The sequence below is a fragment of the Streptomyces sp. NBC_01351 genome (genome assembly GCF_036237315.1).
In the GTDB taxonomy this organism is placed as follows: domain Bacteria; phylum Actinomycetota; class Actinomycetes; order Streptomycetales; family Streptomycetaceae; genus Streptomyces.
The window spans coordinates 7,426,032-7,446,417 of sequence record NZ_CP108356.1 but is presented as its reverse complement, the minus strand read 5'-3'; the positions used below and the strand labels follow the sequence as shown (position 1 = coordinate 7,446,417).

16 protein-coding genes and 1 pseudogene are annotated in these 20,386 nt (G+C 73.4%); 11 read left to right on the top strand and 6 right to left on the bottom strand.

What is annotated here, in order from left to right; all coding sequences use genetic code 11:
* Positions 1-43: 43 nt before the first annotated feature.
* A complete protein-coding gene (locus OG625_RS34290) occupies positions 44-331 on the top strand; it encodes a hypothetical protein (protein WP_329388760.1) in 288 nt (95 codons plus the stop codon).
* Positions 332-362: 31 nt separating this feature from the next.
* Here the strand turns inward: OG625_RS34290 and OG625_RS34285 are convergent, their stop codons facing one another.
* Positions 363-755, bottom strand: coding sequence for an RNA-binding S4 domain-containing protein (locus OG625_RS34285; protein ID WP_329388758.1), 393 nt, complete (start codon positions 753-755; stop codon positions 363-365).
* Between the two features lie 134 nt (positions 756-889).
* Here OG625_RS34285 and OG625_RS34280 point away from each other — a divergent pair, with 134 nt between their 5' ends.
* The 4 genes from OG625_RS34280 (at position 890) to OG625_RS34265 (ending at position 5,214) form a co-directional block, all read left to right on the top strand.
* Positions 890-1,285: a TOBE domain-containing protein gene (locus OG625_RS34280; RefSeq protein WP_329388756.1), complete on the top strand. Its 396-nt coding sequence runs from the start codon at positions 890-892 to the stop codon at positions 1,283-1,285.
* A 21-nt stretch (positions 1,286-1,306) separates the two neighbouring features.
* Positions 1,307-2,116 carry a molybdate ABC transporter substrate-binding protein gene (modA, locus tag OG625_RS34275; protein WP_329388754.1) on the top strand — a complete coding sequence of 270 codons (810 nt, stop codon included), beginning with the start codon at positions 1,307-1,309 and terminating at the stop codon, positions 2,114-2,116.
* A gap of 190 nt (positions 2,117-2,306) precedes the next feature.
* The gene (locus OG625_RS34270) at positions 2,307-4,247 is read left to right on the top strand and encodes an ABC transporter permease (RefSeq protein WP_329388753.1); all 1,941 of its coding nucleotides are present in this window, start codon (positions 2,307-2,309) and stop codon (positions 4,245-4,247) included.
* A gap of 94 nt (positions 4,248-4,341) precedes the next feature.
* Positions 4,342-5,214, top strand: a complete 873-nt coding sequence (locus OG625_RS34265; RefSeq protein ID WP_329388751.1) for a DUF4328 domain-containing protein — start codon at positions 4,342-4,344, stop codon at positions 5,212-5,214.
* A 226-nt stretch (positions 5,215-5,440) separates the two neighbouring features.
* Here OG625_RS34265 and OG625_RS34260 read toward each other — a convergent pair whose 3' ends face one another.
* The gene (locus OG625_RS34260; RefSeq protein ID WP_329388749.1) at positions 5,441-7,495 is read right to left on the bottom strand and encodes a SpoIIE family protein phosphatase; all 2,055 of its coding nucleotides are present in this window, start codon (positions 7,493-7,495) and stop codon (positions 5,441-5,443) included.
* A gap of 196 nt (positions 7,496-7,691) precedes the next feature.
* Here OG625_RS34260 and OG625_RS41475 point away from each other — a divergent pair, with 196 nt between their 5' ends.
* Together OG625_RS41475 and OG625_RS34250 are read left to right on the top strand one after the other, a co-directional pair.
* Positions 7,692-9,041, top strand: a complete 1,350-nt coding sequence (locus OG625_RS41475; RefSeq protein WP_443067828.1) for an SPFH domain-containing protein — start codon at positions 7,692-7,694, stop codon at positions 9,039-9,041.
* Between the two features lie 32 nt (positions 9,042-9,073).
* Entirely contained in the window at positions 9,074-9,997 is a 924-nt protein-coding gene (locus tag OG625_RS34250; protein WP_329388747.1) for a C40 family peptidase, read from the top strand.
* A 337-nt stretch (positions 9,998-10,334) separates the two neighbouring features.
* Here OG625_RS34250 and OG625_RS34245 read toward each other — a convergent pair.
* Positions 10,335-11,552, bottom strand: a pseudogene (locus OG625_RS34245) (DUF6777 domain-containing protein); the annotation flags it as partial.
* Between the two features lie 145 nt (positions 11,553-11,697).
* Here OG625_RS34245 and OG625_RS34240 point away from each other — a divergent pair.
* Positions 11,698-12,990: a streptophobe family protein gene (locus OG625_RS34240; protein ID WP_329388743.1), complete on the top strand. Its 1,293-nt coding sequence runs from the start codon at positions 11,698-11,700 to the stop codon at positions 12,988-12,990.
* A gap of 227 nt (positions 12,991-13,217) precedes the next feature.
* Here the strand turns inward: OG625_RS34240 and OG625_RS34235 are convergent, their stop codons facing one another.
* Genes OG625_RS34235 through OG625_RS34225 form a run of 3 tightly spaced genes read right to left on the bottom strand, consistent with a single transcriptional unit; the run spans position 13,218 to position 17,250 of the window.
* Complete coding sequence (locus OG625_RS34235) at positions 13,218-14,198, bottom strand: serine/threonine-protein kinase (RefSeq protein WP_329388741.1); 981 nt, start codon at positions 14,196-14,198, stop codon at positions 13,218-13,220.
* Positions 14,198-14,875 carry a hypothetical protein gene (locus OG625_RS34230; RefSeq protein WP_329388740.1) on the bottom strand — a complete coding sequence of 226 codons (678 nt, stop codon included), beginning with the start codon at positions 14,873-14,875 and terminating at the stop codon, positions 14,198-14,200. The genes OG625_RS34235 and OG625_RS34230 overlap by 1 nt, the downstream gene beginning before the upstream one ends.
* On the bottom strand, positions 14,872-17,250 hold the full coding sequence (locus OG625_RS34225) for an FHA domain-containing protein (RefSeq protein WP_329388739.1): 2,379 nt from the start codon (positions 17,248-17,250) through the stop codon (positions 14,872-14,874). The genes OG625_RS34230 and OG625_RS34225 overlap by 4 nt, the downstream gene beginning before the upstream one ends.
* 181 nt (positions 17,251-17,431) lie before the next feature.
* On the opposite strand from OG625_RS34225, the gene OG625_RS34220 reads away from it, so the two are divergent.
* From OG625_RS34220 to OG625_RS34210, 3 genes are read left to right on the top strand one after another with little or no spacing between them, the layout of a single operon-like run.
* On the top strand, positions 17,432-18,541 hold the full coding sequence (locus OG625_RS34220) for a cation diffusion facilitator family transporter (RefSeq protein ID WP_329388738.1): 1,110 nt from the start codon (positions 17,432-17,434) through the stop codon (positions 18,539-18,541).
* A gap of 30 nt (positions 18,542-18,571) precedes the next feature.
* Complete coding sequence (locus OG625_RS34215; RefSeq protein WP_329388737.1) at positions 18,572-19,066, top strand: NUDIX domain-containing protein; 495 nt, start codon at positions 18,572-18,574, stop codon at positions 19,064-19,066.
* Between the two features lie 59 nt (positions 19,067-19,125).
* Positions 19,126-20,382: a Tm-1-like ATP-binding domain-containing protein gene (locus OG625_RS34210; protein WP_329388735.1), complete on the top strand. Its 1,257-nt coding sequence runs from the start codon at positions 19,126-19,128 to the stop codon at positions 20,380-20,382.
* Positions 20,383-20,386: the final 4 nt, after the last annotated feature.

The following is a 20,386-nucleotide window of genomic DNA, read 5'->3' as shown; positions in this document are numbered from 1 at the left end:
GCCACCGCGTCTCCGAGGCTGTCGCGACCCCGTGGAGGTGCCCATGTACCGCAGCCACCACTTCCACGTGGACCACGGGGACCACTCCATCACCGTGAACGTCGGTCCCGGCAGGACGGGCGAGATCGAGCTCCTCGTCGACGGCAAGGTCATCGCCTACCGCAAGGAGCACGAACCGGGGACCACGGTGCTGGAGGGCGTCCTCCCCGAGGAACCGGCGCACCCCTTCCGGATCATGGTGCGCCAGCCGCACCTCGTCCCGACCGGCCCCCGGTGCACCTGGGAGCTGGACGGGGTCGAACAGATGATGTCGGAGCGCTCGTCCCCGTAGGGGCAGGCTGTCGGGGCGAGGCCGGAGCCGCCTAAGGCCTGCCGCGCAGGGATTCGATCTCGCGGCGTTCGCGCTTCGTCGGGCGGCCCGCGCCACGGTCGCGGATGCCCACCACCGCGGCCTCGACCGGGGTCGGCGGCGGCGGGCTGTTGTCGATGAAGCACTCCGCCGCGACGGGCGGGCCGACCCGCTTGGACACGGGCCGCCGGACCACCACGATCCGCTCCCGCCCCGCGTGGTAGAGCCGCACCTCGTCACCCGCGCGCACCGACTGCGCCGGCTTGGCGCGCTCCCCGTTGACCTTCACGTGGCCCGCCCTGCAGGCGGTCGCCGCGATCGAGCGGGTCTTCGTCAGGCGCACGGACCAGATCCACGCGTCGACCCGCACTGTGCCCGTGTCGGTTCGCGATACCTCTTCAGCCATGCCCCGACTCTAGCGAGGCGGACGGGTCGGGGCGGAACGACTTTTGGCGGATGCGACAAGAGGGATTGCAGCTACCAGGCATTTCATCCTGGCTGGATTGCAAATGCGCGCCACATGCCCCTACCTTGTCGCACATGCAGTCCTACACCATCGGACAGGCGGCACGCCTGCTGGGCGTCAGCCCGGACACCGCGCGCCGCTGGGCCGACGCCGGCCGGGTCACGACCCATCGCGACGAGACCGGCCGTCGACTGATCAACGGCCGCGACCTGGCCGCCTTCTCCATCGAAGTGGGCCAGGGTGCCCACGTCGAGGACGAGGAGCCGTACACCTCGGCACGCAACGCCTTTCCCGGCATCGTCACGGCCGTCCGGCTCGGCGACGTGGCCGCCCAGGTCGAGATCCAGGCGGGTCCCCACCGTCTGGTCTCCCTCCTCACCCGTGAGGCCGTGGAGGAGCTGGGGCTGGAGGTCGGAATGCGGGCTACCGCCCGCGTGAAGTCCACCAGCGTGCACATCGACCGCATCTGACCGACCGAGGAGCAACCGCTCATGTCCCCGATCTCCACCCCCGCCCGCCGTCGTGCCGCCTCCGCCGCGCTGACCGCCGCCCTGCTCGTCCCGCTGGCCGCCTGCGGCAACAGCGCCGACGGGAAGAAGAGCGCGTCCGGCGCCGGCGCCTCCGCCGCGCCCAAGGCCGCGAACCTCACCGTTCTCGCAGCCTCCTCCCTCACCGACGTCTTCAAGGCGGCCGGCGCCGCGTACGAGAAGGCCAACCCGGGCACGAAGATCACCTTCTCCTTCGCCGGTTCGCAGGAGCTCGCCGCCCAGGTCAAGCAGGGCGCCCCGGCCGACGCGCTGGCGACCGCCGACACCAAGACCATGGACGGCCTCAAGGCCGAGACCGGCGATTCCACCATCATCGCCAAGAACCGCCTGGTCATCGTCGCGGGCAAGGACAACCCGTTCAAGATCGGCGCGCTCAAGGACCTGGCCGACACCAAGATCAAGGTCGTGCTCGCCGCGCCCGAGGTCCCGGTCGGCAAGTACAGCAAGCAGATCCTCGACGCCCAGAAGATCGAGGTGAAGCCGGTTTCCCAGGAGCCGAACGTCCGTGCCGTGCTGAGCAAGGTCGAGCTGGGCGAGGCCGACGCGGGTCTCGTCTACAAGACCGACTCCGCCAAGTCCGGCGACAAGGTCGTCGCCGTGGACATTCCGGACGAGCAGAACGTGGTCGCCTCCTACCCGGTCGCCACGCTGAAGGGGTCCAAGAACGCCGAGGCCGCCGCCGCGTTCGTGGCCTGGCTGAGCACCCCCGAGGCGCAGAAGATCCTCCAGGACGCGGGCTTCCAGAAGCCGTAGCCGGAGCCGCGCGCCGCGGCTGCCGAGAGGGACTGTCCGGTCCGGGGGGACGGGCAGTCCCTCTCGGCGTGCGCGGCGCTCCCGGCCGCGTGCCCGGACCTCCCGGCCGTACGAAGGCCGCCCGCGCGGGTCGCCGCGTACGCTTCCCACGGCAGCCGCCGGCCGCCGCCCGCCCCAGCCAGGAACCCTGATGAGCAGACTCCGTACCCGCACCCGGCCCCCCGTGGCCCTGGCGCTGCCCGCGATGCTCGCCATCGCGTTCCTGCTGCTGCCGCTGATCGGCATCCTCACCCGCACGCAGTGGGGCGAGCTCGGCGCCCACCTCTCCAGCCCCGGCGTGGTCGAGGCCCTGCGGCTGTCGCTGGTGGTGTCGTTCTGGGCCCTCGGGTTCTCGCTGCTGCTCGGCGTGCCGCTGGCCTGGCTGCTGGCCCGCGTGGAGTTCAAGGGCAAGGCCCTGGTCCGCTCGCTGGTCCTGCTCCCGATGGTGCTGCCGCCGACCGTCGGCGGTGTGGCCCTGCTGCTCGGCTTCGGCCGGCGCGGGGTGATGGGCCCCTGGCTGGAGGACACCTTCGGGATCACCCTGCCCTTCCACACCTCGGGCGCGGTGGTCGCGGCCACCTTCGTCGCGATGCCGTTCCTGGTGATCAGCCTGGAGGGCGCGCTCGGCGGTCTCAAGCAGAGTTACGAGGAGACCGCCGCCTCCCTCGGCGCTTCGCCGGTCCGCGTGTTCTTCACCGTGACCCTGCCGATGGTGGCCCCCGGCCTGATCGCGGGCGCCGCCCTCACGTGGGCGCGGGCGCTCGGCGAGTTCGGCGCGACCATCACCTTCGCCGGGAACCTGCCCGGCACCACGCAGACCCTGCCGCTCCAGGTCTACCTGCTGCTCCAGGACCATCCCGAGGCCGCCACCTCCGTCTCGCTGCTGCTCCTCGTCATCGCCATGGCCGTGCTCGTCGCCCTGCGAGGCCGCTGGACGGGCACTCCGAGCACGGCCTCGGAGCCGCCGGTGGTGGTCGACGAGCCGCCCGCCCCGGCAGCGGGCTCGATGCCGGCCGAGGCGCCGGAGGCGGAACCGGCCGCTGTCCCGTCCGACGGCCACTGGCCGCTGCACGCCACCGTCACCGGTTTCAACGAGCTCACCCTCGACGCCGAGCCCGGCACCACCATCGCCGTCGTCGGCGAGAACGGCGCCGGCAAGACCACCCTGCTGCGCGCCCTGCTCGGCCTCACCCCCCGCGCCCACGCCGACCTGCGGCTCGGCGACACCGACGTCAGCGCGCTCCCCCCGCACAAGCGGCAGGTGGCCTGGGTCCCGCAGGACGGCGCCCTGTTCCCGCACCTGAACGCCCTCGCCAACACCGCCTACGGGCTGCGCGCCCACGGCGTGACCCGCACCGAGGCCCGCCGCGAGGCGCAGGCCTGGCTGGACCGGCTCGGCGTCGGCCACCTCTCCCGGCGCAGGCCCGCCCAGTTGTCCGGCGGCCAGGCCCAGCGGGTGGCACTGGCCCGCGCCCTGGCCGCCCGGCCCCGGCTGCTGCTGCTCGACGAACCGCTGGCCGCCCTCGACCAGACGACGCGGGCGCACGTGCGGCACACCCTGCGCAGGCACCTGGCCGGCTTCGGCGGGGTCTGCCTCATCGTCACGCACGATCCCGTCGAGGCGGTGTCCCTGGCCGACCGGGTCCTCGTACTCGCCGACGGACGCGCCCTGCAGGACGCGGCTCCCGCCGAGGTGACCCGGCACCCGCGCTCCCCGTGGGTGGCCCGCATGCTGGGCCGCAACGCCTGGCCCGGCACGGCCTCGGCCGACGGGCTGGCCCTCGCGGCGGGCGGGCGACTGGTCGTCGCCGAGCGGCTTCCGGAAGGGGCGCGGGCACTCGCGATCATCGCCCCGGAGGCGGTCTCGGTCCACCGGAAGCAGCCGAGCGGCAGCCCCCGCAACGTCTGGCCGGGCACCGTACGGGAGATCACCGCGGTCGGCAGCCGGCTGCGCGTGCTGGTCTCCTCGAACGGGGCCCCCGACCTGGTCGCGGAGATCACGCCGGAGGCCGCCGCGGAGCTGGGCATCGTCGACGGCGCCGAGGTGTGGACCAGCGTGAAGGCCACCGAGGTCACTCTCGTACGCCTCTGACGTACCTCTGCCGTAGGGTCTGCGTCGGCGGTGCCTGCGCCCGCCCGTTGGCACCATTCACAATGTCGTACGTTCCCGTGGGGGGTACACCGTCATGTCCTTCAGCACGCCCGGCTCACCGCCGCCGCAGCAGCAGCCCGCTCAGCCGCCGTACGCAGCGGCCCCCTACCCGGGGCAGCCCGGCGCCGGGCAGCCATATCCCGGCCAGCCTTACCCGGCACAGCCCTACCAGGGACAGCCGTACCCCGGCCAGGCCCCGTACCCCGGCCAGCCGCCGTACGCCGGGCCGCCGCTGCAGCCGGTGGACGTGCTCCGCTCGCCGCAGGGCCTGGCGACCGCGCTGACGGTCCTGCTGAGCCTCGCCGCGGCGGTCAACCTCTTCTCGTCCGGCGCCAACCTGTTCGCCCGGTCCCTGATGACGGACCTGATCGCGGACCCCGACAAGGTCTCGGACAGCTCGCTGGACCTGTCGGACGTCTTGACCGGCGTGGCCGGGAGCCTCCAGCTGCTGGCCTTGGTCGGCACGGCGGCCGTCTTCATCACCTGGTTCTACCGCGTGCGCGTCAACGGCGAGATCTTCCGCCACGACGGCTTCACCCAGACCCGCGGCTGGGCCATCGGCGGCTGGTTCATCCCCCTCGCCAACCTGTTCTTCCCGTTCCGCACCGCGGTGGACATCTGGGCGGCCAGCACCCAGCTGGCACCGGACGGCTCCCACCGCCGCGTCTCCACCGCGCCGGTCGTGAGCTGGTGGGTGGTCTGGGTCCTCGCGGCGATCTCCGACCGGATCTTCGCCCAGCTGTACAAGAAGGCCGAGACCCCCGAGGCCCTGCAGACCGCCTCATCGGTCGGTTTCGTCTCCGACCTCCTCATGGTGGCCGCCGCGGTACTCGCCATCGTCTTCGTCCGCAAGCTCACGGCCATGCAGAACACCAAGGCCGCCCAGGGCCCGTACGCCTCCGTCTAAACCGTTTCCCCCAGTTCAGACCGGTGCCCGCCGGTCCGGACGGGGCCGGGTGTGCGGTGGGGCGTCCCCGCAGGGCGTCGAACGCAACCACACTCGGCCCACCGACCCCTCGCCACGTTCGACGCCCGAGGAGACGCCCCGGCGCGCGCCCGGCCACGGCCGGGCCGGCAACCCCCGACCCCACCCCCGCCGGGCCGGCCCCGGCCCTGCCCGGCCCGGCCCTGCCTCACCCTGCCACCGCAAACTCGCACCACACGCACTTCCCGCCGCCCCGAGGCTCCACGCCCCACTGGTCCGAGAGCCGGTCCACCAGCATCAGGCCGCGCCCGGACACCTCCCAGTCCCCCGCCTCGCGGCGCCTCGGCAGGGCGCTGCTGGAGTCCTCGACCTCGATCCGGATCCGGCCGTCCGCCGTGAGCCTCATGCTGACGTGACCGCCGCCGTCCGTGTGGACGAGGGCGTTCGTCATCAACTCGTCCGCGGCCAGTTCGATCTCGTCGGCCCGGTCCCGCGCGCCCCACGCGGCCGCCGCCGCCCGGATCAGGTGGCGGGCCATCGCCGGGGCCTCCGTGTCGCCCGGTTCCAGCCGGTGGCGCAGCGGGCCGCCGCCGCGCGGCGCGGGCGTGCCGCGGCGGCGCAGCAGGAGCAGGGCCATGTCGTCCCCGCCGCCCGAGTCCCCGACGAGGTCGCACAGCACGTCGGCGAGTTCCTCCACGTCGACGGGGCCGCCGTGGACCGCCGCCATCAGCTCCCGCATCCCGCTGTCGGGGTCCGCGCCAGGCCGTTCGATCAGGCCGTCCGTGCACAGCAGCAGCGTGTCGCCCGGGTGCAGTTCGAGGCTGGTGACGGGGTAGCCGGAGCCGCTCCCCTCCTGCTCGCGCGGGGGCAGTCCGAGCGGAAGTCCGCCCGCCACCTGGATGCGGTGGCAGCTGCCGTCGCCGCGCCGGACGATCGGGTCGAGGTGGCCGGCGCGGACCATCCGGAGCATGCCCGTGGTGAGGTCCACTTCGACGTAGGTGCAGGTGGCGAAGCGCTCCGTGGCAAGCTCCCGCAGGAAGGCCGAGGCCCGGGACATCGCGGTGCCCGGGGTGTGCCCCTCGACGATGTACGCGCGGAGCACGATGCGCAGCTGGCCCATGACGGCGGCGGCGTCCGTGTCGTGCCCCTCCACGTCGCCGATCATCACCCCGACCCGGCCCTCGCCGAGCGGGATCACGTCGTACCAGTCGCCGCCGATGTCCCGCCCCATCCGCGCGGACCGGTACCGCACGGCGATCAGCGCGCCCGGCACCTCGGGGATCCGGCGGGGCAGCATGGCCCGTTGGAGGCCCTCCGCCAGGTCGTGCTCCTGCTCGAAGAGGATGGCCCGCTGGAGGCTCTGGGCGATCCCGCTGCCGAGCGCCATGAGCAGGTTCCGCTCCTCGGCGGTGAATTCGCCCTCGCGCGTGTAGAGCAGTCCGAGCGCGCCGATGACCCTGCCCTGGGCGATCAGCGGCAGGTAGACCCCACTGCGCACGGACAGCGGCTCGATGTACGGCCACAGCTGCGGGTAGCGGCGCCGGAACTCCTCCCGCGCGGCCAGGTAGACCGGCTGCATGCTGCGTACGGCCTCGCTCATCGGCAGCTCCGCGTCGATCCGCGTGTACTCGATCTCGGGCACGTACGAGCCCAGCTGCCCCTCCGCGACGAGGTGGATGCGGCCGCCGTCGACGACGCCGAGCATCACGCTGACCGCGCCGAGGTGCCCGAGGGCCTCGGGGTCCTTGAGGACGTCGGTCACGTCGTTGACGGTGCGGGCGTGGGCGAGGATCGCGGTGGTCCGCTCGACGACCCCGGTCATGCGGCGCCGTCCCTCGGCCTGCTCCCCGGCCGCGCCGGGCTCGCCGGGGTCGTGGGCGGCGTCGCGCAGGATGCCGATGATGCGGTAGGGGCGGCCGCTCGGATCCCGCAGGATGTGCCCCTGGATGTGGGTCCAGGCCGGTGATCCGTCCCGGTGGCGGCTGCGCACGTACGCCCCGTAGTGGCTGCGGCCGTCCTTGAGCGCCTGCGCGACGCGGGCGTCGAGCCGGGCCTCCTCGGCCGGCGGGATGCGCGAGCGCAGTCCGGCGGGGGTCCCGGTGAACTCGTCCGGGCGCAGGTCGAGGACCTCCAGCGCGGTGGGATCGAGGTGCATCCGACCGCTGTCGAGGTCCCAGTCGAAGGTGCCCATGCGGTTGAGCGCAAGGCTCGTGTCCGGCCGCGCGGGCCAGTCGACCTCGGGGTTCCTTCCCCTCTGGGCCATGCAGCCAGGGTCTCACCCTCCAGTCGTCCGGTCATATCGACATGAAAAAGGACCAAAGTCCCGGCCTGTCGGGACCTTTCCCGTATGTCTCGCTTGTACGATTCCGCGAAGATCAATCAGTTCTTGATCATCTATTGCGGCGTCAATGGCCCTCCGACACGGGGCCGTTGGGGCCCATGGCTGTGTGGGGTGTGGTTTGTCGCAAGCGGCGAAGACGACCGGAGGGCCGGGCGAGGAAGTGGAGTGCGAGGGGAAACACGACGGGGAGACGGCGGCCGACGAGGGCTCGGAGCCCGGGCGGATACCCGTCGCACTCGCCGCCTCGCGCGGTGTGGTCGTCCGGCCCTACCGGGACCCGATCGTCATGGCCCCGCTGTTCCGCGACGAGCAGCCGGCCCCCGCCGACAGCGATCGCGACGGCCCGGACACCCTCCGGCAACCTGCGGCCGACGGCGCCATACCCCGGCCCGGCCCGGCCTCCCCGGCGTCTCCGGCCTTCCCCGGCCGATCCGGCCCGGCCTCCCCGGCGCCCCCGGCCTCCCCGGCGTCTCCCGCCTTCCCCGGCCGACCCAGCCCGGCCTTTCCCGCCTCCCCGGCCTCCCCGGCCTCACCTGCCTCCGCCGACCCGGCCACGGCCCGCGCACGGACCCTGCCGCCCGTCCTCGACGCCGAGCTCGCCGAGCGCCCCGCCCGGGTCTGTTCCGGCTGGTGGGCCCTGGCGGCCGCAATGCTCGCCGCGGGCGGCGCCGCGGCCCTGGCGCGCCACGAGGACCTCCGCCTCACCACCACCCCCTCCGAGGCCTGGCCGCTCGCCGCGCTCCTGGCCTGCGCCGCCGTCGCCCTCCTCGCCCTCGGCGGGCTGCGCCGCGGCCGCACCGGGCACGCGTGGGCGCTGACCCTCTTCGGCCGCTACCGCGGCACGATCCGCCGTACCGGACTCCTCTGGTCCAGCCCGCTGCGGCGGCACGCGCGGGTCGACGTACGGCTGCGGCACTGGCGCAGTGAGCCGCTGTCCGTCATGGACTCCGAGGGCACCGCCCTGCGCTCCGTGGTCCTCGTCGTCTGGCGGGTCAAGGACACCGCCCGCGCACTGCTCGCCGTCGACGACCACGCCTCCTACCTGCGCGGACAGGTGGAGTGCGCGACCGCCCGGGTGCTCTCGCGGATGCCGGCCGACTCCTTCCGCCCGGCGGACGGCGCCGAGCCGGAGACCCTGCGCGACACCGAAGCCGTCGGCGAGGAGCTGACCCGGCTGCTCGCCGCCGATTGCCGGGCCGTCGGCATCGAGGTGTTCTCCGCGCGGCCGCTGCACGTCGAGTACGCCCCGGAGGTCGCCGCCGCGATGCAGCGCCGCCGGATCGCGGCGATCGACGCCCGCCACCGCGACACCGTCCTCACCTCCGTCCTCGACGCGGTCGACGACACCGTCCACCGGATGTCCGACCGCGGGCTCGTGGGCCTGGACGACTACGAACGCAAGGCCCTGGTCAAGGACTTGACCGTGGCCTTCTACACGGCGCGCGGCCCTGCCGCCGACGCCCGCTGAGCAACACACCCCCGATGGAAAAGGAATCATGCATGCGCACGCCCGAGTTCACCGAAGAAATACCCGACAGCTGTGACTGCACCGGCTGCGCCGGCGGTACGACGGCGGTGACGGCCTCCGCCGCCCGCCGCCGCTGCACGCTGCGCGGGGCCGTGGTCGCCGCCATCGGCGCGACCCTCCTGATGGGCGCCGGCGCGGGCACCGCGTCGGCCGAGCCGGCCCCTGCCCACGCGGGCTGGGACGGCTCGAAGTACTGGTACAAGGACGAGACCGGCTGGTGGCGCTGGACCTCGCACCACGACAAGTACCTGGCGAAGACCGGCCGATCGGGCGGGTCGGGCAAGGGCTCCACCGCCTCGGCCGGCTCGGCGTCGACGGTACGGACCTCCGAGCCGACGTTCCGCGGCCGCGCGGGCTGGGACGCCACCGACCGCGTCTACTGGTACAAGGACGCCACCGGCCGGTGGCGTTGGACGAGCCACCGCGACAAGTACGAGCGCAACGCGGGCCGTTCGGGAGGCTCGACCGGCGGCTCCGGCTCCTCGGGCTCTTCCGGCTCCTCCGGTTCAACCGGCTCCGGGACCCCGGTGCGGCAGGGCACCGAGGGCGCCATCTCCTTCGCCAACGCTCAGCTCGGCGACCCGTACGTCTGGGGCGGCAACGGCCCCAACGGCTGGGACTGCTCAGGCCTGATCCAGGCCGCCTACCGCAGCGCCGGGATGTCCCTCCCCCGCGTCGCCTCCGACCAGTACCGGGCCACCACCCCGATCTCCCGCTCCGACCTGCGCCGCGGCGACCTGGTGTTCTGGTCCTCGAACGGCTCGGCGTCCGGGATCCACCACGTGGCGATCTACCTCGGCAACGGCCAGTACCTGGAGGCCCCCCGCCCGGGCAGGAACGTCCGCATCTCCAGCTTCAGCGCCTACAACCCGAACATCTACGGCCGGGTGCGCTAGGCACGACGCCGGTCGCGGCGGGTGAGTCGTTCACCCGTCGCGACCGGGACCGATCCGGCTACTGCTGCGTTCCTCCGTCGTTCCCGGCACCTCCGTCGCTGCCCTCCGTGGGACGGACGAGCACGGACGGCGTCGGTGACGGCGGGGGCGGCAGCTCAGGCCGCGCCGTGACCAGGGGTTCGGGCTCCGGCGCCACCGATGTCGGCGGGGCCGGAGTTGCTGGTTCCGCCGGGCTCCGCTGGGCCGACTGCTGCGGAGTCACCGAGAGGGAAGGGGCCGGCGGGCAGGGTCCGGTCGTCGGTCCGCCCGGCGGGCACGCGGACGGGGAGACGGACCGGGCTCGGGTGTCCGACGGCGATACCGAAGGAGACACCGACGCGGACTCGGACGGGGACTCAGAGGGCGATTCCGTTCCGGACTCCGACGGGGATACCGAAGGGGACTCGGAGGGGGACTCGGAGGGGGACTCGGAAGGCGATTCCGTGGGCGATGCGGTTCCCGTCGGCGAGACCGACGGAGTCGGCGACGTCGGCGACACGGACGGGGTCGGAGACCGCGGATCCAGCGTCGAGGTCGAGGTCGGGGTCGGGGTCCCGGTCGGCGTGAAGATCGGCGTCGGGATCACCGGCGGCGGGACCGGCCTGTCGCGCTTGCCGTGGTGGTCGCCGCGGTCGCGCTCGTACCAGTGCCGGTCACGCTGGTCGTAGATCACGAACTTGTTCACGATGGTCACCGACGGCGCGATGACCACGACACGGGTCGGCTGGTACGAGTTCCACACCTGCCCGTAGCGCTTCGGGTTGGCCTGCAGCGCCACCGGCGGCCCCAGCGGGTTCCCGCAGGCGCAGCGCACCCGCGGCACCCCGCGGTCGTCCACCAGCACGGCCGTCCCGGCCTGGAGCACGGCCTGGTAGCTGGTGACCTTGCCGTCCTGGTAGCCGTGGTTCGTGACCCGGGTGTCCAGCCGCAGCTGTACCGGGGTGAGCGAGCGGAGGTACGCGGGGACGGCCGCGGGCTGGATGCCGAGGGCCGAGGCGAAGGCGCTGTTCTTGGCGGGCTCCGCCGCCAGCAGCTTGATCTGCTTCTCCACGTCACAGCTGGCGGCGTTGTTGGTGCCCCCGTACACGCCCGGCGAGGCGCCGTTCACGCTCCGGGTACCCGTCTGCGTGCCCGTGGCGGTGCCCTCCGGTGAGGGCGGTGGGCTCTCCGGCGGCGGCGTGGCCTCCTTCGTGGCGGTCGACGCCGTGAACGGGTCGGGTCCGGAGGCGGCGACCGGCTGGAGGAACACCTCGCGGTCGGCCTGGTTACTGGTGCCGCTGGGCCGGGTCAGGACCACGGCCAGGGCCACGGCGACCGCCACGGCGACGAGCGCGGTGGCGAGCCGGGGTACGGATCGCCACCACGGGCCCTTCGGCTGGTCACCGGGGCCACCCGGGCCACCGGGTGCACCCGGCCCACCGGGGGGCGCGGACGGCGGAGGAGGTGGCGGGGGTCCCTGCTGCCCGCCCGAGAGCGGGCCCGACGGCGGCCCCGTGGGGCGGCCGGACGGCGGCACCGACGGGCGATCTGGTGACGGCGGCTGCTGGCCGGAAGGTTGCGTGGTCACGGGCTCTTCTTCCCAGGAGGAGGAGTTCCCTGCCGGACCATTGTGTGCGCCGTTCAGGTGGTGCTCGCAAGCCGAGGCTGCCTACGGTGGCAGGGTGAGCCATACGACGAGATCACCATCGCCGGGGAGCTCCGCGGGGGCACTGCGCGACGCCTTCCTGACGGTCCTGGCCGCCTTCGCGGTAATGGCCGCCGTCGCCGCGGCCGGGCTGGCCTGTGCCGGCGCGGGCGACCTGCCGGGCGGCGCGTTCCCCCGGGTCGTCGCCGCCGTGGTCGTGATGGCGGCCGGCGGCTCCGTCGAGGTGACGGGCAGCGCGGGATTCCTGGCGGACGCGGACGCGAGCCTGTCCGTGCTCCCGCTCTCGGTGAGCCTGGCCGGCGCCCTCACGGCCGGCTACTGCTTCCTGCGCCCCCTGCACAACCGGGCGGTGGCCCGGCCTCGCGAACTCCTCGGCAGGGCCGTCCCGTTGGTGGTGCTCTGGCTCCTCGCACTCACCGGCGCGACGCTGCTCGCCCGCCAGACCTTCGCCATCGACACCGGGGACAATCCCCTGGGCGAGCTCGGCGAACTACTCGACTCCTCCCCGACGGTGGGCTTCGAGGGCGACCTGCCCGCCACGCTCCTGTACGGACTCCTGTGGATCCTCGGCCTGTTGCTGGTGGCCCTGCTGGTCTCGCGCCGCGCCCCGCTCCCGGCCCGCCTGGTCCGCTTCCACACGGCGCTGCGCCCCGCCGCCTTCGCCACCGTCGCGCTGCTCCTCGCGTACGTGGTGCTCGGCATCGGTGTCGGCATCGTGGTGGCGGCCACCCAGGGCCATGCCGGGCGGACCTTCGCCGTGATCCTGCTGGGGCTGCCCAACCTGATGTGGTTGGCGCTCACCCTGGGCTTCGGCGGCGCCTGGGAGGGCAAGGTCGAGGGCCCCTTCGGACTGCCGATGCCGCAGCTCCTGGACCAGGTCCTGCGCGGCCCGGACCTCTCCACGATCGACGTGGCCTCGCTCGCCGAGCGGGACGCCCGGGCCTGGTGGCTGGTGGTGGTGGCAGCCGTCCTGCTGCTCGGCACCGGCGTCCTGGCGGCCGTACGCTCCCCCGCCCACGTACGCCCCTGGCAGCACGCGCTCCACTTGGGCGTGGCGCTGGGCCTGGCGACCCTGACGGTCTGTCTGCTCGTCGGGATTCAGGCCCAGTTCGGCCTCTCGCTCCTGGGCCTCGGCGACGTGGACGGCCTGGGCGGCACGGTCGAACTCGCCCCGGTCCTGTGGCGCACGGTCGGCCTCGGCCTCCTCTGGGGCGCGGTGGCCGGCTTCCTCGGCGCCCTCCTGGCCCGCCCCCTGCACCGCCGCGGCCGCGTGGACGACCCGGCCGCGGCCACGCAGCCGACCCCCTGACTTGCCCCGGCTCAGTCCGGTCCCCGCAGGCCCGGACGGGGCCGGGTGTGTGGCGGGGCGTCCCCACAGGGCGTCGAACACAACCACCCTCGGCCCACCGACCCCCCGACACGTTCGACGCCCGAGGAGACGCCCCGGCGCGCGCCCGGCCACGGCCGGGCCGGCCCACGCGCATCGGCCGGGCCGGCCCACGCGCACCCGGCCCCGCCCCGGAAGGCGCGGCCCCCTCACCGCCGGAACACCGGCAGCGCCCAGCCCGGCGGCTCCGGCGGCGCGGAGGGCGGTCCGGCGGCCGCTCGCTTCGGCTTCGGGGTGTCCGCGTGGCGGAGGGCTCCGGTGAACTCCAGGCAGGTGTCCCAGCGGTCCTCCGGCGATTTGGCCAGGGCCTTCGCCAGTACCGCGTCCACCGCCGCCGGCAGGCCCGGCCTCAGGGAGCTCAGCGGGGGCGGCGGATCGTACTGGTGGGCCCAGAGCAGGGCCATGTCGTCGTCGCGCCGGAAGGGCGGCGCGCCCGACAGGGTCTCGTAGACGACGCAGCCCAGGCTGTAGACGTCGCACCGGCCGTCCACCGGCTTCCCCCAGATCTGTTCCGGGGCCACGTAGTCCAGGGTCCCGACGAACTGCCCGGCCGTCGTGAAGCCGGTCAGCGACAGCGACTTCTTGGTCAGCCCGAAGTCCGTGAGGTACACGTGCTCCGGGTGCTCGCTGTCGGTGCCGCGCGCGACCAGGATGTTGCCCGGCTTCACGTCGCGGTGCACCAGCCCGTGGTCGTGCGCCGCGTCCAGCGCCGAGGCCACCTGCCCGGCGATCCGGGCGGCCGTCTCCATCGACAGCGGGCCCGTCCGGTCGAGCATCGCCCGCAGGTCCTCCCCGGCCACGTAGCGCATGGCGATGTACAGCAGCCCTTCGGTCTCCCCCGCCTCGAACACGGGGACGATGTGCGGGTGGTCGATGGCCGCGGCCACCTTGGACTCGTGGACGAACCGCTGCCGGAAGGTGTCGTTGCGCGCCAGCTGGGGCGCCAGCAGCTTGAGCGCCACCGTCCGGTCGAGCCGCAGGTCCTTCGCCCGGTAGACGACCGCCATGCCGCCGCGCCCGATCTCGCTCTCCACCAGGTACCCGGCGATCTGTTTCCCCCGCAGGTCCGAGGGGCGACCGGAGCCCCCTTCGCGGCCGGAGGCCCCTTCCCGGCCGGAAGGCTCCCCCATCACTTGGCCCCCGGCCCGTCCACGACCTGCGTAGGCGCGTGCCCCACGGGCCCTGCGGGCGGCACAGCTGCCCCGTCCGCGCCGCCCGCTCCGCCCCCGCCGTCGCCGTCGCCGTCGCCGTCGGGCAGTACGTCGAGCTGGACCCCGACCGGGTCGGTCTCCGCGCCGGGCGCGGCGCCCGGCCCCGCGCCGACGGCGTACGTGCTCAGGTGGCTCCCGTCGCCGTACAGCCACCGCCCGGACGTCTCGTCGTAGAGCCACGCCGACTCCCCGTCGAGCACGATCCCGGCGCGCAGGCCCCGTACGGAGCGCCGGAAGGCGTCGGCGTCCGTGCGCCCCGACCCGAGCTCCTCCACGGCCCGCCGGTAGCGCTCCACGGTCTGGGTGCTGCGCGCGAGCAGGGGCCGGGGGTCCTCGCCGCGCGCCGGCTGCTTCCCGTCGGCCGTGGGCGGCGGTTGCGGTACGGCGATCAGCAGCCGGCCGTCCACCCAGGCGGACCAGCCGTTGGAGCAGAGGACCTCGCCCCAGTCCCCGCGGCGGGCCAGCAGCTGCACGGGCAGGAAGGGGTCCAGGGGGACGGTCGGCCGGGTCGCGTCGGGGGACTCCCAGGCGGGCAGCCCCTCCTGCGGGACGACGTGGGTGGGGTGGAAGTCCGCGATCGCGTCGGGGAAGGTCATCGCCGCGGCTGCTTCCGCATGACGGCCGGCTCGTGGCGGCGCAGCAGCCGGGACACCATGAGGCCGAAGACCACGGACAGGGCGGGCAGCATGCACATGCTGATCAGCCACACGCCGGCCTCGTGGTCGAAGATCGGGTCCTGTGTGAGGTTGCCGGGGACGATCGCACTGAGCTGGATGGTGCCTCCCATCGCGCCCATCGCCCAGCGGGCGGGCGCCAGCCACGCCACCTGTTCGAGGACGGCGACGTCGTAGAGCTTCAGCAGGGTGCCGCAGAAGACGACCTGGACGATGGCGAGGAGGACCAGCAGCGGCATGGTGACCTCCTCCTTGCGGACGAGGGCTGAGATCAGCAGGCCGAGCATCATCGCGGTGAAGGACAGCAGGGCCACGGCGAGGGTGATCTCGATCAGTGGCGGCATCAACACGCCCTTGCCTCCCGGGGCGTTCAGTTTCACTCCGCCGAGAGCCACCAGGGTCAGCACCACGGCCTGGCCGACGGTGATGGTGCCGAGCACCACCACCTTGGACATCAGGTAGGCGGACCGGGACAGCCCGACGGCGCGTTCGCGCTGGTAGATCACCCGTTCCTTGACGAGTTCGCGGACGGCGTTGGCGGCGCCGGTGAGCACTCCGCCGATGGTAAGGATGAGCAGGGCGTTGAGAGCCGTCTCGGCGGTGAGGCTGCTCCCCGCGAGGGCGCGGGCCATGGCCCCCATCATGAACGGGAGCGCGACCATGATGACGAGGAAGGTGCGGTCGGCGCCGAGTACGGCGGCGTACCGGCGGATCAGGGTGGAAAGTTGGGAGCCCCAGCTCTGCGCCTTGGGCGGGGGCAGGGGCGCGGGCCGGGCGACGCCCGCGGCGCCTTCGGCCAACCCGGGCCGGCCGGCGGTGACGTCTACATACCGGCGGTGGGCGGGCGAGCCCCGGTAGGCCCCCGCCCAGTCGCGGTCCTGCTGGGTCTCGAACGCCTCGAAGGCCTCCGGCCACTCCTCGAAACCGAAGAAGGCGAGGGCCTCCTGGGGCGGGCCGAAGTAGGCGACGCGCCCGCCGGGGGCGAGGAACAGCAACCGGTCGCAGACGTCGAGGCTGAGCACGCTGTGGGTGACCACGATGACGGTGCGGCCGTCGTCGGCGAGGCCGCGCAGCATGTGCATGACCGAGCGGTCCATGCCGGGGTCGAGGCCGGAGGTGGGTTCGTCGAGGAAGAGCAGGGAGGGCTTCGTCAGCAGTTCCAGGGCGACGGAGACGCGTTTGCGCTGGCCGCCGGAGAGGCTGTGGATGGGCTGGTCGGCCCGTTGGACGAGGCCGAGTTCCCGGATCACCTCGTCGACCCGGGCTTCGCGTTCGGCCTTGGCGGTGTCCTGCGGGAAGCGCAGCTCGGCGGCGTAGACGAGCGCGCGGCGGACGGTGAGCTGGGCGTGCAGGATGTCGTCCTGGGGCACGAGGCCGATGCGGCTGCGCAGTTCGGCGTAGTCGCGGTAGAGGTCGCGGCCGTCGTACAGGACGGTGCCGCTGTCGGCGGGGCGCAGGCCCGTGAGGGCGCCGAGCAGGGTGGACTTGCCGGCGCCGCTGGGGCCGACGACGGCGAGCAGGCACTTGGCGCCCACGGGGAAGGAGACGCCGTCCATGAGGGTCTTGCGGCCCTGGTCGACGGTGACCCGGAGGTCCTGGACGTCGAGGGACACCTCACCGGTGTCCACGTACTCCTGGAGCTGGTCGCCGACGAGGCAGAAGGCGGTGTGGCCGATGCCGACGATGTCGCCCTCGGTGAGACGGGCGGTCCCGTCGATGCGGGCGCCGTTGAGGTAGGTGCCGTTGTGGCTGCCGAGGTCGGCGATCTCGTAGCTGCCGTCGGCCAGGGAGCGCAGTTCGGCGTGGCGCCGGGAAACGACGAGGTCGTCGATGACGAGGTCGCTGTCGGGGGCGCGGCCGATGCGCACGGCGGTACGGGGGGCCAGCGGGCGCACCGTGGTCGGCTGCCGGAAGGTGCCGGTCATGCCGGGGTTCGAGACGCGGGACGGCCGGGCGGCGGCGGGCGCGGCGGAGGGCGTCCGGCCGACGACGAGGGCGCGGGGGCCGTCCTCGACGCTGCCGAAACGGAGCTCGGTGCCGACGCCGACGCTCCACTCCTGAACGCGGTGGCCGTCGACCCAGGTTCCGTTGGTGCTGCCCTCGTCCTCGATCGTCCAGTGGTCCCCCTCGGGGCGCAGGATCGCGTGGTGCCAGGAGACGCGGGCGTCGTCGAGGCAGATCTCGCAGAGGGGGTCCCTGCCGACGTGGTAGCTCCGGCCGGGGCTCATCCGTGTGGACCCCAGGTCGGTCTCCAGAACGAGCTCGGGGGCGGTCGGCACACCGGGGCGCTGGACCATGAGCAAATTTTCCCACGATCGGACCGGCGCGGCAGCGGCGCGGCATCACCGCAGGTCAGGGGCCTCTTATGGGTAATGACAACGGTCCCCGTTGCAGCCTTTGCCCATCTCGTCCGGGTGCGCTTCACTTCATCGCGACGGACCCGAAACACACGGGTGTGCGATGGAGACGGGGGACGCCATGTCCGGGCTCGACCAGGCTCACGATCAAGAGCGAGAGCACGAGCACGACCACGGCCGAGAGGCCGCGCACGGGCACTACGACGCGGGCCGTGACCACGGGCACGGGCCGGGGGGCCACGGGCACGACCACGGACCCGGAGGCCACAGCCACGGCGTGTCCGCGGACGCCGACCGCCGCTGGCTGGCGATCGCCCTCGGCCTGATCGCCGGCTTCATGGCCATCGAAGTGGTCATCGGCATCATGGCCCACTCACTGGCCCTGATCTCCGACGCGGCGCACATGCTGACGGACGCCGTCTCGATCGCCCTCGCGCTCATCGCGATGCGGCTGGCCGCCCGGCCCGCCCGCGGCGGGTTCACGTACGGCCTCAAGCGCGCGGAGATACTCTCCGCGCAGGCCAACGGGCTGACCCTGCTCCTGCTGGGGGCCTGGCTGGCCTACGAGGCGGTGCGACGGCTGATGGACCCGCCGCCGGTCGAGGGCGGCATGGTCGTGGTGACGGCGCTCGCGGGCATCGTCGTCAATGTGGCGGCGGCCTGGTGCATCTCCCGGGCGAACCGTTCCTCCCTGGCCGTGGAGGGCGCCTACCAGCACGTCCTCAACGACCTCTTCGCCTTCATCGGGACCGCCATCGCCGGCCTGATCGTGCTGACCACCGGCTTCCGGCAGGCCGACGCGATCGCCACCCTCGTGGTGGTGGCGCTGATGGTCAAGGCGGGCTACGGGCTGGTCCGCGAGTCCGGCCGGATCTTCCTGGAGGCCGCCCCGGCCCACGTGGACCCGGACGCGGTCGGCGATCGGCTCGTCGGACAGCCGCCGGTCACCGAGGTGCACGACCTGCACATCTGGACCATCACCTCCGGCCAGGCGGCCCTCTCGGCGCACGTGCTCGTGGAGCCGGCGGGCGACTGCCACGCCGTACGCCGGGACCTGGAGCGGCTGCTGGCCAAGGAGTACGGGATCACCCACACCACCCTCCAGGTGGACCACGCGCAGGAATCCCTCCTCACGGTCGGCCGCGCGGGCGAGGGCCCCGACGACCTGAGCGACCCCCACTGCGCGGAGGCGCACGGGCCGGTGCACCGGCAGGGGCCGCACGACCACTGAGTTCGCTTCCGGCGGGGCATACATCCGCTCATGAGCCACAAGAAGCGCAGTGCCGGGCTGCTCCTCTTCCGCCGTACCGGCGAGACGGCGGGACGCCCGGCGGACCACGGCATCGAGGTCCTGCTCGGCCACATGGGCGGCCCCCTGTGGTCCGGGCGGGACGCCGGGGGCTGGGCCATCCCGAAGGGCGAGTACGAACCGGACGAGACGCCGCGGGACGCGGCCCGCCGGGAGTTCACCGAGGAGCTCGGGCTGCCGCCGCCGGAGGGCGAGTACCTGCCGCTGGGGGACGTGGTGCTGAGCAGCGGGAAGCTGGTGACCATCTGGGCGGTGGAGGCGGACCTCGACCCCGCGCTGATGGTGCCGGGCACCTTCTCCATGGAGTGGCCGCCGCACTCGGGGACCGTACGGGAGTTCCCCGAGCTGGACCGGGTGGCCTGGTTCGCTCCCCCGGCGGCCCGACATCAGCTGATTCCGGCTCAGATTCCGTTTCTGGAGCGACTGTTGACCCTATTGGAGGATTGATCGGACATTGACCCGACCTTTACTTGCCAACAAACCCCACTTGCATGGACATTGCACATATGACGAACGTCGTGCTGGTGGGAACCCTGGACACCAAGGGTGTGGAGTACGGCTGGCTGCGCGAAAGGCTGCTGCGCACCGGCGTCGAAGTGGTACTGGTCGATACAGGAATCATGGGCGAACCCCGGGTGCCCGCGGACGTGCCGCGAGAAGCGGTGGCCCGGGCAGCGGGAGCGGAACTGTCCGAACTGCGCACGGCCGCCGACCGGGGCGCGGCCGTGACCACGATGGCCAGGGGCGCGGAAGCGACCCTGTTACGCCTGCACGCCGAGGGCCGGCTGCACGCGGTGCTCGCGATCGGCGGCAGCGGCGGCACGTCCATCGCGACCCGGGCGATGCGCGCGCTGCCGCTGGGCGTACCGAAACTGATGGTCTCGTCCATGGCGTCGGGGGACGTCTCCCCGTACGTCGGCTCCGCGGACATCACGATGATGTACAGCGTGGTGGACATCGCGGGGATCAACAGCATCTCGGCACCGGTCCTGGCCAACGCCGTGGAGGCCGTCGCCGGCATGGCCAAGGCCTTCGCCCGCGCCGCCCTGGACCTGCACCGCCCGCCGCGCCTCGGAGCGGGCTCGCGTCCGCTGGTCGCGGCGAGCATGGCGGGCGTGACCACGATCGGCGTGGACGCGGCGCGCGAGCGGCTGACGGAGCTGGGCTACGAGGTGCTCGTCTTCCACGTCAGCGGCACCGGCGGCCGCACCCTGGAGACCCTTGCCTCCCAGGGCGTCTTCGCAGGCGTCCTGGACCTGACCCTCAGCGAGCTCGCCGACGACCTGTGCGGGGGCATCCTCACCGCCGGCCCCGACCGGCTCAGCGCCGCCGGGCGGGCCGGGATCCCGCAGGTGGTGAGCCTGGGGGCGCTGGACATGGTCAAGTTCGGGCCGCCGGAAACCCTGCCCGAGCGGGTCCGCCACCGCCGGGTCCACGTGCACAACCCGTCCATCACGGTGATCCGTACCACCGAGGAGGAATGCACGGAGCTCGGCCGCCGGGTAGCCGCCAAACTCCGCGCGGCGACCGGCCCCACGGCCGTCTGCGTCCCGCTCCGCGGACTGTCCACGCTCGGTGCGCCGGGTGGGCCCTACCATGACCCCGACGCGGACCGGGCCCTGTTCTCGGCGCTGCGCGACGGCTTGCGGGGCAGCGCCGCCCGGCTCCACGACTACGACACCCACATCAACGACCCTGCCTTCGGGCGGGCCGCGGCGGACCGTCTGCACTCCATGATCGGAGCGGTCTCGGCCGCGGCCTGAGACG